The sequence below is a fragment of the Sediminitomix flava genome, from assembly GCF_003149185.1.
Taxonomy (GTDB): Bacteria; Bacteroidota; Bacteroidia; order Cytophagales; family Flammeovirgaceae; genus Sediminitomix; species Sediminitomix flava.
Map to the genome: position 1 here is coordinate 523049 of NZ_QGDO01000002.1, position 17194 is coordinate 540242.

General features: G+C 37.2%; 10 protein-coding genes. 5 read left to right on the plus strand and 5 right to left on the minus strand.

The window, feature by feature from the left end:
* The first annotated feature begins 39 nt into the window (after positions 1 to 39).
* The 5 genes from BC781_RS09325 to BC781_RS25400 all read left to right on the plus strand — a co-directional run bounded on the left by BC781_RS09325 (position 40) and on the right by BC781_RS25400 (position 8373).
* Positions 40 to 2799 (plus strand): T9SS type B sorting domain-containing protein, encoded by a 2760-nt coding sequence (locus BC781_RS09325; RefSeq protein WP_109616971.1) that lies wholly within the window; start codon positions 40 to 42, stop codon positions 2797 to 2799.
* A gap of 167 nt (positions 2800 to 2966) precedes the next feature.
* Positions 2967 to 3974: an LLM class flavin-dependent oxidoreductase gene (locus BC781_RS09330; protein ID WP_109616972.1), complete on the plus strand. Its 1008-nt coding sequence runs from the start codon at positions 2967 to 2969 to the stop codon at positions 3972 to 3974.
* A 250-nt stretch (positions 3975 to 4224) separates the two neighbouring features.
* Entirely contained in the window at positions 4225 to 6039 is a 1815-nt protein-coding gene (locus BC781_RS09335) for a right-handed parallel beta-helix repeat-containing protein (protein ID WP_109616973.1), read from the plus strand.
* Between the two features lie 421 nt (positions 6040 to 6460).
* Complete coding sequence (locus tag BC781_RS09340; protein WP_109616974.1) at positions 6461 to 7753, plus strand: porin; 1293 nt, start codon at positions 6461 to 6463, stop codon at positions 7751 to 7753.
* Positions 7754 to 8088: 335 nt separating this feature from the next.
* Positions 8089 to 8373 (plus strand): hypothetical protein, encoded by a 285-nt coding sequence (locus BC781_RS25400; RefSeq protein WP_146201661.1) that lies wholly within the window; start codon positions 8089 to 8091, stop codon positions 8371 to 8373.
* Between the two features lie 178 nt (positions 8374 to 8551).
* On the opposite strand, the gene BC781_RS09345 is transcribed toward BC781_RS25400, so the two are convergent.
* The 5 genes from BC781_RS09345 to BC781_RS09365 all read right to left on the minus strand — a co-directional run bounded on the left by BC781_RS09345 (position 8552) and on the right by BC781_RS09365 (position 16700).
* Entirely contained in the window at positions 8552 to 9466 is a 915-nt protein-coding gene (locus BC781_RS09345) for a PepSY-like domain-containing protein (protein WP_158281433.1), read from the minus strand.
* 329 nt (positions 9467 to 9795) lie between these two features.
* Positions 9796 to 10800, minus strand: a complete 1005-nt coding sequence (locus tag BC781_RS09350) for an NAD-dependent epimerase/dehydratase family protein (RefSeq protein WP_109616976.1) — start codon at positions 10798 to 10800, stop codon at positions 9796 to 9798.
* Between the two features lie 233 nt (positions 10801 to 11033).
* Positions 11034 to 12419: an efflux transporter outer membrane subunit gene (locus BC781_RS09355; protein ID WP_109616977.1), complete on the minus strand. Its 1386-nt coding sequence runs from the start codon at positions 12417 to 12419 to the stop codon at positions 11034 to 11036.
* 11 nt (positions 12420 to 12430) lie between these two features.
* Entirely contained in the window at positions 12431 to 15547 is a 3117-nt protein-coding gene (locus BC781_RS09360) for an efflux RND transporter permease subunit (protein ID WP_109616978.1), read from the minus strand.
* Entirely contained in the window at positions 15540 to 16700 is a 1161-nt protein-coding gene (locus tag BC781_RS09365) for an efflux RND transporter periplasmic adaptor subunit (RefSeq protein WP_109616979.1), read from the minus strand. Before BC781_RS09365 ends, BC781_RS09360 begins: the two co-directional genes overlap by 8 nt.
* Positions 16701 to 17194 lie beyond the last annotated feature (494 nt).

Genomic DNA, 17194 nt, shown 5'->3' on the forward strand with positions numbered 1-17194 from the left:
TGCATTGCCCATTAACTCAATAAATGCAGATACACATTCATGCTTACTATAAAAAAAATTCTATTTACCTTTTTCCTACTAAGCTTAAATTTCTTACTCTGTTTTGAAGCTTCAGCAACCCACATTCGTGCAGGTGATTTGTCTGTTAGAAGAATTGGTAATAGCTCATTAGAATATGAAATTACTGTTTTCCTGTATCGTGATTTTGAAGGTATTCCTGCTCAAGCTGGTGAAATTAGCTTTGGAACAGGAGACTCTGAAAGTGTAAATCCTCAATCGCAAGGTTTTATAAATGATGGAACAACAGAAGTACTTCTTTATCAGACTACTTATATTTTCCCATCTCCTGGTTGGTACGATATCAGTTATTTAGAAAGTAACCGTAACGATAATGTACTCAACATGGATTTTTCAGGAGCTACTCCTTTTTATATCGAATCTAGCTTTTTAATTAATCCAATATTAGGACTGAACTCATCACCTGTTCTTCTGATTGCTCCCGTTGATAAAGCTGCCATAGGACAACGTTTTATTCATAACCCAGGTGCTTTTGATGCAGAAGGAGATAGTCTTGCATATCGTATGACTATTTGTAAACAAGGAAAAGATACAGACGTTGAAAATTACCGTTTCCCTAATAATCCAAATGAGAATTGGACTGAAATGACTGAGGACGGTGACACCCCAGGACAATTCTACATTGACCCCATCACTGGAGACTTAGTTTGGGATGCACCATCTGAAGCAGGAGAATATAATGTTGCCTTTTTCGTAGATGAGTTTAGAGATGGAGAAATAATTAGTTCTGTAAATAGGGATATGCAGATTGTTGTGGAAGATTATGATAATGAAAGACCAGAACTAATTATACCAAATGATACCTGTATCGTTGTTGGAGACATTTTGCTTGACACTATTTATGCCATAGACCCAGACTCCGACAGAGTAACTTTATCCCTTGAAACGATTGTACCTCCAAATGACGAACCAGACTTTAGGGTTTTAGGGCTTCAACCCCCAAATGGTTATGAAGAAGGTGTATTTACTTGGAGTCCTAGTTGTGGAGCCGTTAGAGAATTGCCTTATGAATTTACATTTAAGGCGAAAGATGAAAGACAAGGAGGTCGAAATATAGCTGAACTTGTCGATCTCAAAACATGGCGAGTAACAGTTGTTGGTCCTCCACCTCAAAACCTAAATGCCGAATTGGACGAAGGCTTACCTCAAATCACGTTGACATGGGATGATTATACCTGTGAAAATGCTGAAACAATGGTTATTTACAGGAAAAAAGGATCTTTCGAATTTGATCCTGTCTGTGAAACAGGTATTCCTGATTATACTGGTTATGAATATTTGGGAGAAGTTCCAATTGATGAAACAACTTATATAGACCAAGACCTTGAAAGAGGAACTAACTATTGTTACAGAATCTACGCAGTATTTAGAGGTCCACAAGGTGGAGAAAGTATTAGTTCCACGGAAGTATGTTCCTTTGTACCAGACTTATTTTATATGACAAATGTGACTGTCGATGAAACAGATACAAACAGTGGTCAAATCACTATAAGATGGACACAACCTGATCCTGAATTGGTTGATGACTACAATGTGATCACATATGACTTATACCGAACTACCCAAAGTAATCTCGGTACCATGACTTTAATTGAGGATAATATTTCTGAAAGTGACACTACATATATTGATCAGATACTCAATACTACCCAAGAAGATTATGCTTATCAAGTTACTTTAAAAGGGGACGGTGACTCTATTTCAAGTTCAATACTCACCACACAAGTTCGTTTAGGAGCTGCACCTTCTTCTGAAAGTATTACCATAAATTGGAAAGCAGATGTTCCTTGGAATCTCACGAGTACCTATCTTCATTATGTCTATCGAAAATTAGCTACCGAAGATGAAAGCGACTATCAGTTAATTGATAGTGTTTCTACTCAAACGAGTGGCCTATCTTATACCGATACAGGAGCAGAACCATTCACACTGGAAGAACTCACTGAGTATAATTATGTGGTACAAACTTTCGGTTCCTACGAAGTACCTCTAATCAGGGAGCCTTTGGAGAACTGGTCTCAAGAAATTATCACATCTTTATTGGATACTATTCCACCTTGCCCTCCAGTTCTGACATTAGACCTTCTGAACTGTGATCTCTTACCTCAAATTGGAGATATTTCTCCTACAGAAGATTGTATTTCTGATTCATTTGAAAACAGAACTTCTTGGGTAAATAACCCTGATGAAAATTGTACGGAACCTGTAGCTTATTACAAACTATACTACAGTCCACGTCCTTCGGATAGTAAAGAAGATTATATACTTCTTGATTCTCTTACAGACCTTTCATTCATACATTCTGACCTAGTTTCTGTTGCTGGCTGTTATGCGGTAACAGCACTAGATGTGAATGGAAATGAAAGTGACTTCAGTAATATTGAATGTCAAGACACCTGTCCTCTATTTGAATTGCCAAATGCTTTCAGTCCTAATAATGATGGGATCAATGATTTCTTCACACCAATGAAGTGCCCAAGATTTGTCAAAGAAGTTGACTTTAAAGTGTTTAATCGTTGGGGAGAACTTATGTATGAAAACAATGAAGACCCATTAATTAATTGGGATGGAACAAACACCAATGGGAATCCTGTAAGCCCAGGTGTTTACTATTACGAAGCTGAAGTTTCTTTTTACAGATTAGAGGAATCGCAAGAGACTGAAAGGTTCAAAGGATGGATTCAAGTCCTCACTAACGAAGTTAAAAACGCACCTAAGTAAACCTAAAAATAAATACACTACTCTCTTTCATAACAGTAAAAGGCTAGTTCATTTTTGGACTAGTCTTTTCTTTTATCATATTATTCAGACAGTAATTCTTTATTTAGAGAAAACCTTTTAGTTCAAAATTGATTATGTGTATTAGAATTTTCTAAACTAATACACAAATGTCAAAAAAGATAAAGCTTAGTATTCTTGACCAATCCCCTATCGCTAGTCATGAATCTGCTGCTGATGCACTATCAAACTCAACGGCTTTAATTAAAGCTGCTGAAAAATGGGGCTATCATAGATACTGGGTATCAGAACATCATAACAGTACTTCATTGGCAGGTTCTGCTCCAGAAGTTCTTATTGCTCATTTAGCGGCAAATACACACAACATTAGAGTGGGATCGGGCGGCGTAATGCTACCTCACTATAGCAGTTACAAAGTTGCTGAAGCTTTTAATCTATTAGCTACTTTATATCCTAACCGAATAGATTTAGGAGTCGGTAGAGCGCCTGGAACTGATGCTCCCGCTATTTATGCACTCAATGCGCATAAGGGAAACTACGACACAGATAAATTCCCGCAACAAATTAATGAACTTAAACAATATACACGTTCATCAATTCAATCAGAGGTAGGAACACTTTCAGCTTCTCCACTTCCGAAAATAGCTCCTCCTATCTGGACTTTGAGTTCTAGTGGATTTGGTGCAAGACATGCCGCTCAACAAGGTGTAGGATTTGCCTTCGCTCACTTTATTAATCCAAATGGAGGTGCTGAAGCCATGAAATATTATAAAGAAGCATTTGTTCCCCAAACTGAAAATGACACACCAAATGGACTAGCTTGTGTATTTGTTCATTGTGCTGACACAAATGAAAAGGCACTTGAACTTCAACACACCATGGATATTCTGATGCTTTACATTGAAACAGGTAGACGTATTCCTATTGCTTCTTATGAAGAATTAAAAGATGTAGAACTATCTCCAGCAGAACAAGGGCGAATTTTACAGAATAGAGAGCGAATGATTTTTGGTACTCCAGAAAAGGTTAAATCTGAACTGGAGCAATTGGCTGAAAATTATGATGTAGATGAAATTATGGCTGTAACAATTACACATGATTTCAAGAACAGACTACGTTCTTATGAGCTTTTAGCAGAAGCATTTGAATTGAACTAATTCTCTATTCACACTTAAATAACATTGGTTTGTTTGCTTTTTGTACTACGTCAAAAGCAAACAAACCCTACTTCATCACGTCTTTTTTACTTCAAGTAAAACCCTTTCTCAAAAAAGCTTATCCTCCATTAGTTCAAGAAATATATTTGGTAAAAGTAAGTTTTAGAATACTTGTATCAACACAATCCAATACAACCAACATAACATCAAAGCTTACCATACCAATTTCACATAGAAAACAATCAAGCTAATGGAAAACAAATCTTACGTTAAACAGCACAAAAAGAGATTTTTAACCACTCTCCTATTCTTTTTCATCTATCATTTCACTTTAGGGCAAAGTATATACGTCTCTAAATCTGGTAATGATACAAATTCAGGAACTAAAGAAGCTCCATTTCTAACAATCAATAAAGCTGCTCAAGTAGCAAAAGCAGGAGATGAAGTCATCGTTGGAGAAGGGATTTACAGAGAATGGATCAAACCTCTAAGAGGTGGAACTTCAGAAGACAACCGAATTATTTACAGAGCTGCCGATGGCGCTGATGTAAAAATACTTGGATCTGAAGAAGCTAAAGGTTGGAAAAATGAAAATGCAGAAGTATGGAAAATTAAGCTTCAGGATTCTTTTTTCGGAGAAGATAATCCTTTCAAAAAGTTGATCAAACATGATGAATTTGTGACTGCTGACGAATCTGGAGACGGATGGGGATGGCTAAAGTACGGACGTAAAGCACACAGAGGTGATGTTATCATTAACGGAAAAGGTTTAACAGAGAAAGATTCTCTAAGTAAAATACTCGAAAATAGATTTACTTGGTTTGTTGAGGTAGAAAATGAAGAAACGGTTATCTATGCAAACTTTGGTCAACTTAACCCAAACTCTGAAAATGTAGAGCTGAGTAGTAGAGGATTTGCATTCTTTCCTGAAAAAGTAGGCTTAGGCTACATTACGGTAAGAGGATTTACATTTATGAATATAGCTGGACATTGGGCTCCACCTACTGTTTTTCAGCCTGGAGCGTTAGGGACAAATGGTGGGCATCATTGGACTTTCGAAGAAAATATTATCCTTTATGCAAAAGCTGTTGCCATTTCCATAGGACTTCCTACCCAAAATATTGCGCCAGAAAAAGCTGGATACCATATTATCCGAAGAAATGTAATCATGCGATGTGGACAAGGTGGCACTGCAGGACAATCCTATAATTCTCATTCTCAGATTTACGACAATCACATCGAAGACATCAACTACAGAAAAGAATTTGGCGGTTGGGAAACTGCAGCTATCAAACACCATGGAGGAGATAGCATCATCATCAGAAATAATTTCATTAGAGGTGTTTACACCATCGACCCAGAAATTGGTGCAGCTCATGGCATTTGGAATGATTTCAGAAACTCAAATTGGAATGTGAGTAACAATATCATTCTTGATACTGATGCTCATGGAATATTAAGTGAAGCCAATTGGGACGGACCAAACCTCTATGCCAACAACATTCTGATGAATACAACTATAGGTTCATATTCCACGAGAGGAGATGCTTGGGTACATAACCTTTTTATCAATTGTGTACAAAAGTGGGAAAATCAGCCTTGGGGAGATAGAGTACAGATTGGTGATGCAAGATGGATGAATAATATGTTTATGGGAAAAGGTGGTTTTGATACCAAAATAGTAGAAGACAATACATTCTACTCACAAAATGCCATGCTCGACTCTACAATTGCTCAGACTTCTGACCAAAAAAGTATTAGTAGTACAGTACCAACTCAGGTAAAACTCTTTGAAGGCTCGGAAGGAATGGTCTTAACTTTTGATATCGAAAAAGAACTTTCGAAATACGCTACAGCGATACTCAAAAATGATCAAATCAATCTTCCTTTTTCATTTGACACAACTATAGATGCAGACATTCATGGGCTGAGCAGAAACGTTGAGGAAAATACCGTTGGTCCATTCGCTAAACTAAATACCTCAAACAGATATTTGATATACCCATATATGAGTCTTTATCACAAAGCAAAATCAATGTTAGACCAAGTACCTCAAATAGATTAAGTGAAATAAATAAGAACGTATAGAATTTGAGCAAATGCTATACGTTCTTCATTTTAATGAGTACACACTTCGTTAGATATAAACAATTAACAAGCATTGACTATTTATTAATGTAAATTAAACATAGACACACTCACGGTTTGATTTCTAAACAGATCCTTTTCTTTCTTGAAATCAAAGATTTCTCAATTCTGCATTTTGTAATATTTGATAAAAACCCGCAAAAACACGTAACACAGTATGCACTCACCTAAGATACTGATGCCCAATTTGCCTGTATTTATTGTTTTATAGCTTTTCTTAACGCCTTTTACCAAAATAAACTGCTCTAAATCTATTTATTTTGCAAACTGAAACTTACCTAACACTCTAATACAGAGTACTAACAAGCAATGTAAAATACGATTTTATTAAAGGAACTATGAAGAAGTTACTATTCACAGTGTTCGCTTTATGCCTAGCACAACCACGCCTATTTGCACAAGAAGAAGATACTAACAACGGAGAAAAATACACCCGATTTGAACAACAACCTGGACTAGCTAAAGCTGCCTCCAAAGTTTTTTATTCAGAAAAACCATGGAGTATTAGTGGATTTGGAGAAATATCCTACGTAAACGGACACTTAGATAACGGAATCAGTGACTTAGAGTTAACCTACATGAATCTCTACCGTCTTTCGGGTTTCTTTGGTTATCGTTTTTCAGACAAACTTATCTGGAACTCTGAAGTGATGTTCGAATACCTTAGAGATAAAGAAGGAAATGACCATCATGAATTCATCATTGAGGCTTTCTTTGACCTATTACTTAGTAAACAATTCAATGTGAGAGCAGGTCTTTATCCATTGGGTTTGGGGTATATCAATAATAACGACGACCCTGTAATGTTCTACTCTGTGAACCGTTCAGATGTAGAACGATTGATCATCCCAAGTACTTGGATGGCAATGGGGGTTAGTTTTTATGGTACGATAGCTCCAAAACTTAGCTATACTTTTGGACTAGCTCAAGGTATTGAAGCTGCCGAATTTACTTCAGGGACTTGGTTAAGACTCGGTCGTGAACCTCGTTTCGAAGCACCTCAAACTTTAGCTGTAAACCCACAGTTGATCTACAATGGAGTTAAAGATCTTTCATTGAGTGCTTCTGCCTATATTGGGCAAACAGGAAATAAAGAACTTATTACTTACGAAGACGGAAGTACAAAAACAGCCGATGCTATGGTACAACTGTACACGGCATATGCTAGATATAAAAAACACGATTGGGAACTAATGGCACTTGGTTCTTGGGGATTCCTAAATGGTACTGAAGATATTTACCACTTAACGCAAGCTCGTCAAGGTCAAGCTCAAGTTTTGGGTAGTCAGACAGTCGGTTATTTACTAGAAGGAGGATATGATTTGCTTTCTTTATTTAACGGAAGAAAATTCTTCAATGATAAAAACTTCTTTATTGACCCTCAGAATGTAGAAATCCCAATCTTTGTGAGATATGAATATATCAACACGCATAAAAACTTCAATGAAGCATTGATTACTGATGACGCTAACTTCACAATGTTTAATACTGATATTGTAACGGTTGGTGTAAACTTTAAACCTAGAGAAGAAATTGCCTTCAAATTTGACTATCAATTCCGTATGAGTAGAGGCGGATTGGCTGTTGAAGAAGGAAATATGTTTGAACTTGGAATTGGATTTATATTCTAATCTAGAAAAGCAGTACACTATTATACCATCCTCGTTTCTATATCTGAAACGAGGATTTTTTATGCTCTTTACTCTCCTATTTGTCATTCAAAAAATGTCACATTCATTAGCATTTGATCACAAGAACACAAACCACTAAACACCAAGTACTTACCACGCAAAACCATCATATTTTCAGATATTTCCATTCTTGTCTCAAAAGAAAAACAACTTTAGAAATCACCTCTCGTTACACTCACCGAACAAGTTCAATCAGCCATCATTTTAGAAGACTTAGGTCTTTCTATATCAGATGGATAACATACCGTTTTATGTAAAAATATAAACTAAAAAATATGACAAACTTATCACACGTACTTCAACCTTTAAGAATAATTTTACTATCAGGTATCATCACTTATTGCATCTACTCTGCTAGTGGTTTTTTCATCATCTTATTCAATAGCGGTGGTGTTTTATCCAATAGTACACTCCCTGCCCACATCATTGCTTTGACCTCTCTATCTATGTGGGGAAGCATGATTTACTACAGACAAACAGAGTATTCAAAAAAACTCAACATCTTCCGTTGGAGTCTATTCACTCTCTCCGCTTTATTCCTATTCTTTGCTAATTATTAATCCTCAAAAAGAGTAAAACACCACCGTAACTTACCATAAGAAAAGCTCAAACTAGTACCTAAATACTAATTTGAGCTTTTACTTTTACCTAGAATTAAAATTACAATTGAAGTCTGTGTATCTACCCTCGCTTTAAATTTCAGTTGCAAAAAATAGGATACATACCCAGTTTGAATTGTTAGTCTTCAATTTCAGTAAACTTGATTTCTTCATCAAGCACGTCAATTTTAAGTGTCAATTCAGAATCCGTTTCCTCATTTTCAATTTCAACAATGTAATATGTTTCAGTTGCTGTTGACAGATAATCAATATCTTCATCATCAACAACGTAACCTTCGTACTGAACTGATAGTGCTTCTTGAATTTCCGTAGGTAAAGAAGTCAACTCCGCTTTTGTAGAAATCCACTCATTTGTAAGGATATCAAAAAGTAATTCTTTGTTCACACCATCTTCCATGATATCGATCTCAATTTGGTCGTCTTCAGTCTCTCGATCGATAATGATAGCCTCAGAATGATAGGTATCAATATATTTCTGAATTGCAGCTGGTAAAGTTGTTGGCAGCAAATCATCATTATTATCGTCGTCGTCATCACTCGAATCAACTTTTGAATCAAGCAATACACCTTCTTCCGAATAACGAATCTCTACTTCTGTATCTGTAGCTTCGTTTTCTACTTCAATGATATAGATCGTTTCAACACCTAAACGTTCTACTTTTTCCACTTCATCAACTTCCCAAGGTGCTATAGCCCACTCAGAAGCTTCAAAAGCATCTTTTACTGCTGTAGGAAGACTTTCTTCATCTGTTTCATACTCGGTCATATACCACTCTCCGTCTTCATCAAACCATGCAGAACTGTTCTGTAAATTCGTTGCTGCAGGTTTAAAACTTACAACACTAAAATTGTTCTTTGTACTCCACTCTACATTGGTTGCACCTTCAAACATTTCATTGAAAGTTTGTTCTGCTAATGAATTAGGAGGTGTAACAGGATTAGGAATCGAGTTATTTTCGCTATCATCACTACAACCCATTGTAATGAATACCATAGCCGCTGACAATACTAATGAACTAATTTTTGTAAACATAGTCATTGATTTAAACTATTCAGAAAGGGCTTCTAAATAGATAGTCTATAAAATTGGGCGCAAAAATAGTCTTTGTCCTCAAATTCCGAACACCTGTTTTTATTTGTTTAGATAAGGAAATGAAACAGGAAAATATCCACGATAAGTATTTAATAAAATATTTTTTGCACTTAAAATTTCAGAAGACTACGACAAAGTGAGAATGTAAGAATTGTAAAGTTTTACTTTTAAAAAGTATGAAAAGCTCAAGCTAGTACCTAAATACTAATTTGAGCTTTTCATATCATTACGGATGAATATTCAGAACCTAATTTATTCTCAATCGGTCTTTATCGGTTCAAGATTTCACTTACAGATTGGGCTGTATCTAGTACCATTTTTTCAAATGGGATTGGTTCCCAATTAAAAGTCCTTTTGGTTTTACTTATGCTTCCCTCATATTTTTTACCCACATAAGGTAACATTCCTTTCATTTCACTATTGAAATTTGAAAGTAGTTTGACCATAAAATTTGGCGCTACTCCCGTCCCAACTTTCTTATATCCATTTGATTTCAACAACTTTGTAATCTCTTGATAAGGGAAGGCTTTTTCTGTTGCAACAATAAAACGCTGACCACTAGCCTGCTCATTTTCTAGTGCCAAAACATGAATTTTTGCAACATCTCTAACGTCAGACATATTAATGCTTGTGTGAATCATCTGCTTAAGATCACCCGTAATCACTCGCTTAAATAAAGTCATAGACTCTCCCGACAGATTATCAGACAAAGTTGGACCATAAACAGGACCTGGATGAATCGTCACCAATTCCATCATTTTATCTTTTATAAACTCCCAAGCACTTTTTTCTGCCAATGTTTTACTTTTTAGGTAAGCTGTAGCGTGTTTTGCATTCGTATTCGTCCAACTATTTTGAGTAATCTTTTCGTCACCTATTACATCGCCCAACATCGCTACCATCGAAGAGGTTAATACCACACGTTTTATTCCTGCTTTATGTGCAGCTTTCAAAGCTCGAAGTGTACCCTCAACTGCTGGTTTTATAAGCTCATCTTCGTTTTTAGGTATTTTTGAAAAAAATGGCGAAGCTACGTGCATCACAAAATCACAATCCGAAACAGCCTCATCCCATCCATCATCTTTCAATAAATTCAGCTCACAGAACTCTAAATTATCTTTAGGATCTACTTGTGTTTTTATCACATCAATGATTGATTTTGCTTTTGAGATACTTCTTACCGATCCCTTAACGGCATACCCTTGTTTTAATAATTCTACTGCACAATGTAAGCCTATATAACCCGAAATTCCTGTTAGAAATACTTTTTTCATCTTTATTGACTTTATTATTACTTGCAATTTGCAAGCAATAATAATCAACTCACTTGCAAATCACAAGTGAATGTTAAAAAATGTTTATAAGTAATTGGTTGGTTAGAAGTTTAAACAGCAGGCTTTTGATTTAGAATCACGATAAAATTTGAAATGTCAAGACATAGAAAAAGCCCAAACTAGTACTTCTACTAATTTGAGCTTTTACATATTTATTTTATTTCAATTTACTCTTAGTTTGTGGATTCGTCAGTTGGTCGCTCCCAACCTCCACCTAAGGATTTATAAAGATTCACCACTGAAAGTAATTCATTTTTAACAGCAACACTTACCGATAACTCAGCCTCAAAAGATCGTCTTTGAGCATCTAGTACATCGATATAAGAAATTAATCCATTGATATACTGAAGATTCGCCAAACGCAAGTATTGCTCTGTGGAACCTGCGTATCTGATCTGAGCTTCTTTAGACACTTTATTTTTCTGATTCTGAACCAGTGCATCACTCACCTCTTGAAAAGCAGTCAATACGGTATGTTGATAGGCATTGACACTCTTTTCATAGTTGGCTTTTGCAGCTTTCATTCGCCCTTTATTGGCTCCTCCAGTGAAAATTGGTGCTGAAATAGCTATTAAGTTTTCCCAAGAAGGTACACTCAAAAAGCTTGATAAATCATTTCCAACTAAACCATTTTCACCCGTCAGACGGATTGTAGGGTAGAAATTTGCTTTTGTAATCCCCACCTTTGCATTGGCTGCTACAATACCTTGTTCCGCTTGTAGAACGTCTGGTCTTCTCTGAAGCAATTCCGAAGGTAATCCTGATGGAATTTCTGGTGGCAACGGTTGAGAAATCAAGTTCATTCCTCTTTTTACCTCCTGAGGTGTCTGCCCTAAAAGTACACAAATCTCATTTTCCTTTTGAGCCATCTGACGTTCCAAATCGGGTAAAGTTGCCTCTGTTTTGAAAAGCTCTACCTCTGCTTGTCGAAGTTCCAATTCCGAAGTAATACCATTCTCAAAACGCAATTTGGCTATCCTGTAAGCTTCTTGTCGGGCAATCACTGTACTTCTTGTAATCGAAAGACGGTAATCCAAATCCAATAATTCGAAATAACCACCTGCTACCGAACTCACCAAAGAAAGTGTGATTGACTTATAAGCTTCTACCGTACCGAGGTATTCTGCCAAAGCGGCTTCTTTCCCTCTTCTGATTTTCCCCCACAAATCTAACTCCCAAGAATAAACTCCGAAGAATTCACTTTCTGTAGCAGAACTACTGCTTTTATCTCCATTGGCATTCACTTCTGAAGCTACGCCCAATTGCGGAAACATAGGACTTCCAGCTACTCTTCTTACGCCTTCAGCTTCTATGATTCTTTGTGCTGCTATTCGCATATTTCTGTTCGAATCGATAGCCGTCTGAATCAGTTCTTGCAATACAGTATCCTGATACAACTCCCACCAAGGCGTATCTGCCAAGGTGGAAGTTTCAAGAGTTCCGAATCTTAGATGAGTTGGCAATTCGGATTCAGGCTTTTGGTAATTAGGTCCTACTTTACAGGATGCTAAGACCAAAAGGAAACCGATAAAATAGATATATTTAATCGTGTTTTTCATAAAAATAGGACTTAGGCTGTGAGTGTTTCTTTAGACTTATGAGGGAACCACTTCTCTTGCATCTGCCCAATTAGGTAGAAGAAGAATGGCACGTACAGGATACCAATACTAATTGCCGCTAGCATTCCTGTAAATACTCCAGTACCAATTGAATGTCTACTTGCTTCACCAGCTCCCGATGCGATAACCAAAGGAATCATACCCAAGACAAATGCCAATGAAGTCATCACGATAGGTCTAAAACGTAGACTTGCCGCTTGGATAGCCGCCTCTTTCAAAGGCATTCCTTTTTCATATTCTTCTTTGGCAAACTCTACAATCAGAATGGCATTTTTTGCCGCCAAACCGATCAAGGCTACCAAACCAATTTGGAAATAGACATCATTTTCTAAACCTCTCAACCAAACACCACTGAAAGCCCCCAGAACGGCAATAGGTAACGACAGTAATACCGCCAAAGGAATAGACCAACTTTCATATTGTGCTGCCAAGAAAAGGAATACGAATAGAAGTACTAAAGCCATAATAATCGGCAACTGGCCTTCAGCTTCTTTTTCTTGGAATGAAACACCACTCCACTCATAGCCAATACCATCTGGCATATGCTCATCAAAAACTTCTTCGATGGCCTTCATTGCTTCACCAGAACTGTAACCTGGCGATGCCATACCAGTGACCGTAACGGCATTAAACATATTAAACCTAGTGATCACTCCAGGTCCTGCTGCCATTTTTAATTGTCCGATGGAAGTTATCGGAACCATCTTTCCGTTATTGGCTTTCACATAAAGCATATCCAAATCTCTTGGCTTCAATCTGTATTGAGCATCGGCTTGGATATTTACCCTATAAATACGGTTGAACATATTGAAATCATTGACATAAATAGACCCCAAGAATGCTCTCAATGTACTGAATGCTTCTGATAACGGAATACCCAAAAGCTTTGCTTTATCTCTATCCAAATCAAAGTATAACGAAGGAATGTTATTTTGAAGATTGGAAGTTACATTTGTCAATTCTTTTCGTTGTTCGGTATGATATAAAAGTGAATCAACTGCGTTTGCCAATACTTGGAAGTTCCCTGCCGATCGGTCTTGCATTTTCAGTTCAAAACCACCTCCTTCACCCAAACCTGGAATAATTGGAGGACTGATCACACGTACAATCGCTTCAGGATAATTGAAAAATTCTTGACGAATATCTTCCATCACTTGATCGACATGCAACTCATGACTTTGTCTTTCTTCCCAATCTTTCAAGATGACAATAATCTGTCCTCTCGACTGCCCTCCTGCACCTTTCAAGTGTTGTGTAAAGGCTACGGCAGGATGTTGAAGGATGTACTCTTCAGCTCTATCGACTACCTCACTCATACGAGGGAAAGATGAACCATCAGGTAATTCAAAGTTTACGGTAAAGAATCCTTGATCTTCTCTAGGCAAGAAACTCGTAGGAATAACTTTCGCGAATAAAGAGATAAACACGACTGTCATTCCGAAACCTACTAAAGCTCTCTTTTTATTGCCTAATACTTTTTTTACCCAACCTGTATATTTATTATTCCCAAAATCAAGGGCTTGGTCAATCTTCTTAAATACAATATTTTTGTTGCCTTCTTTCTTAGGCTTCATCAGAATAGCACATAAAGCTGGTGAAAGCGTTAAAGCAACTATCGTAGAAATCAATACCGAAACTGCAATCGTCACGGAGAACTGTTGGAATAATTGCCCAGAAATACCCCCTAAGAAACTTACAGGAACGAATACCGCCGCCAATACCAATGAAGTAGCTACCAATGCACCCGAAAGCTCTTTCATGGCCTTATGTGTTGCAGCTCTTGCTCCAATCTTCTCTTCAGCCATAATCCGCTCTACGTTTTCTACTACGACAATGGCATCATCTACTACAATACCAATAGCCAGTACCAATCCTAAAAGGGATAATGTATTAATTGAAAAACCGAGCATGTACATTACCGAGAATGTACCAATCAAAGAAATTGGAACGGCAATAGCAGGAATCAAGGTTGCTCTAAAACTTTGCAAGGATAAATAAACTACCAAGATTACAAGCAAAATTGCCTCTAACAACGTGATATAAACCTCATTGATCGAAGATTTGATATAAGAAGTAATATCGAATGAAAATTCATAATCAATCCCTTCGGGGAAAGCTTTACTCAATTCCTCAACGGTGCTCTTTACATTGTCTGCAACTTCTACCGCATTTGAACCAGGTAGCATAAATACATCTAGCATGGCTGCATTTCCTGCATTCAAACCAGACTCTTGCGAATAACTGTTTGAACCCAATTCAATATCTGCGATATCTCTTACTCTAATGATCGAACCATCAGGATTGGCTTTGATAATGATATCTCCAAATTCTTGTTCTGTAGAAAGACGTCCTTTTGTCGTAATTGGAAGCGTCATATCAATCCCTCCATCGTTAGGCAAAAGTCCTAAAGAACCTGCGGCAGCTTCACGGTTCTGATCTTTGATCGCACTCGTCACATCAGAAACTGTCAACTTATAAGCAGCCAACAAATCGGGCTTCATCCAGATTCTCATCGAATAGTAACGGCTACCCACGTTGGCAACACGCCCTACACCTTTTACACGTCTGATGATATCGAGTACATTCAATGTGGCGAAGTTACTCAGATAAGTTTCATCAAACTTCGGGTCATCTGATGTCAGAGATACCGTCAATAACTGAGAAGGTGATCTTTTTTCAATATTGATACCATTAAGAATTACTTCTCCAGGCAAACGAGACTGCGCTAAGTTTACACGGTTTTGTACTTCTACAGCTGCCAAATCAGGGTCAGTTCCTACATCAAATGTAATCATTATCGTAAGACCACCACTGTTGTTACAGGTCGACTCCATGTACAACATGTTTGGCGTGCCGTTTAGCTGCTGTTCGATAGGCGTTGCTACAGCTTCGGTTAAGGTCTTTGCATCAGCCCCAGGATAAGAGGTACTCACTCGAATAAGAGGTGGAGTAATTTCTGGATACTGATCAATAGGCAATAACTTAAGAGAAATTAGACCTACTAAAAAGATGAGGATAGAGATAACCGATGAAAGTACCGGTCTATCAATGAAGTAAGAACTATTCATTGCTCACCTCCTTTTTATCTTTGGAGTAAACGTTATTTCTAACTGCTACTTTCTGACCTATGCGTACCTTGTGTACACCTTCAGTGATTACTTGCTCACCCGCAATAATTCCTTTCTGAATAATCGTATTGCTACCAACCTGCTCTCCAAGTTGTACAAATCTTTTCTCTACGGTCTGATCTTCTTTTACGACATAGATATACGGACCACCATCTTCAATTTGTATGGTACGCTGAGGAACGACCACAGCTTCATCCATAATTGCCAATAGGATATTTACTTTTGTAGCTTGCCCTGGAAGCAATACACCATCTGGGTTTGGGAATACAGCCTGTACACTGTAAGTACCTGTTTCTGGATCAATTTTCTGTTCTGCGAAATTCAAATCGCCTTTCAACTCATACGCTGAACCATCTGCAAGAGTGATCGAAACCACTTCTTTGATGAGGTCTTTATCCATTCCATTTTCTTCAGACATATTTCTTCTTTTCGAAGACAAATAATCTAAAGCTGTCATAGAAAAGTTAACAAACATAGGATCTGTCTTTACCACAGTAGCCAAAAGAGACTTACCTCCTGTACCCACTAGCGTACCCAAATCCACCAAAGACTCTGTGATATAACCATCTGTAGGCGATGTTATTTTTGTAAAACTTAAATCTAATTGCGCCAAAGCTAGATCAGACTTACTCTTATTTACATTGGCTTTAGCATAGGCATCTGCTGCCACAGCATTATCAAAATCGGCTTGTGAAACGGCATTATCCTCAATCAAAGGCTTCAAACGCGTCAAATCACGTTCTGCTTTTACAGCCCCCGCTTCATCTAATTTTACTTGAGCAATTGCTCTATTTACTTCTGCTTTGTACTGTCTTTCATCAATTTCATAAAGTAGGTCTCCTTTTTTGACCTTTCCTCCTTGTTTGAAGGCTACTTTTTCCAAAAATCCACTTACCCTTGCTCTAACTTCAACTTCTTGAAAGGCTCGCGTAAGTCCTACATAATTCCCAAATATCTCAACGTCTTTGCTTTTAGCTTCTATAGTAGAGACTACAGGTGCTTGATAATCTTGTTCTTTATTATTGCATGAGATAGTTATAAAAAGTATCACCACGATACTCGTTAATCCTTTGATAGCATTTGTCTTGTTCATTCGTAATAATTAAGTCCCACCAAAATCATCGATATTCTAACCTTTAGAAGGTCACTTTGAAAAGTCAAAGGTTTAATAGTTGCTTGTTTGTTTTATGATATACACAAAGACAAGACGCAGCTTCAAAGTCGTTAACAGGCTAAACTATCGGAACAAGTGTTAACATTTAAAGTCATTGAAATACTCTAAGGAATTTTAAATAGTAGTGGGTTATATTTTGGTTAATTTAACTTAAGGCGAGATTTCAAAATCTCCCTTTCTGAAAAGATATCAGACTCGATTAAATACATCGAAAAACACCGATAAATCAAACGTACAACTAAATACGATTCAGTTATAACATGCCTAGTTGGACGTCCAAATCTGACGGGTTAATTCATTTGGACGCATTGGAAAAAGGATTTATAGTCCTTTGTGCTATTACTTACCTGCCCAAGTACTTCATTGGGTTGACATTGAAAAATAAACAAACTAGGTCTTCCGATTGGAGCGCC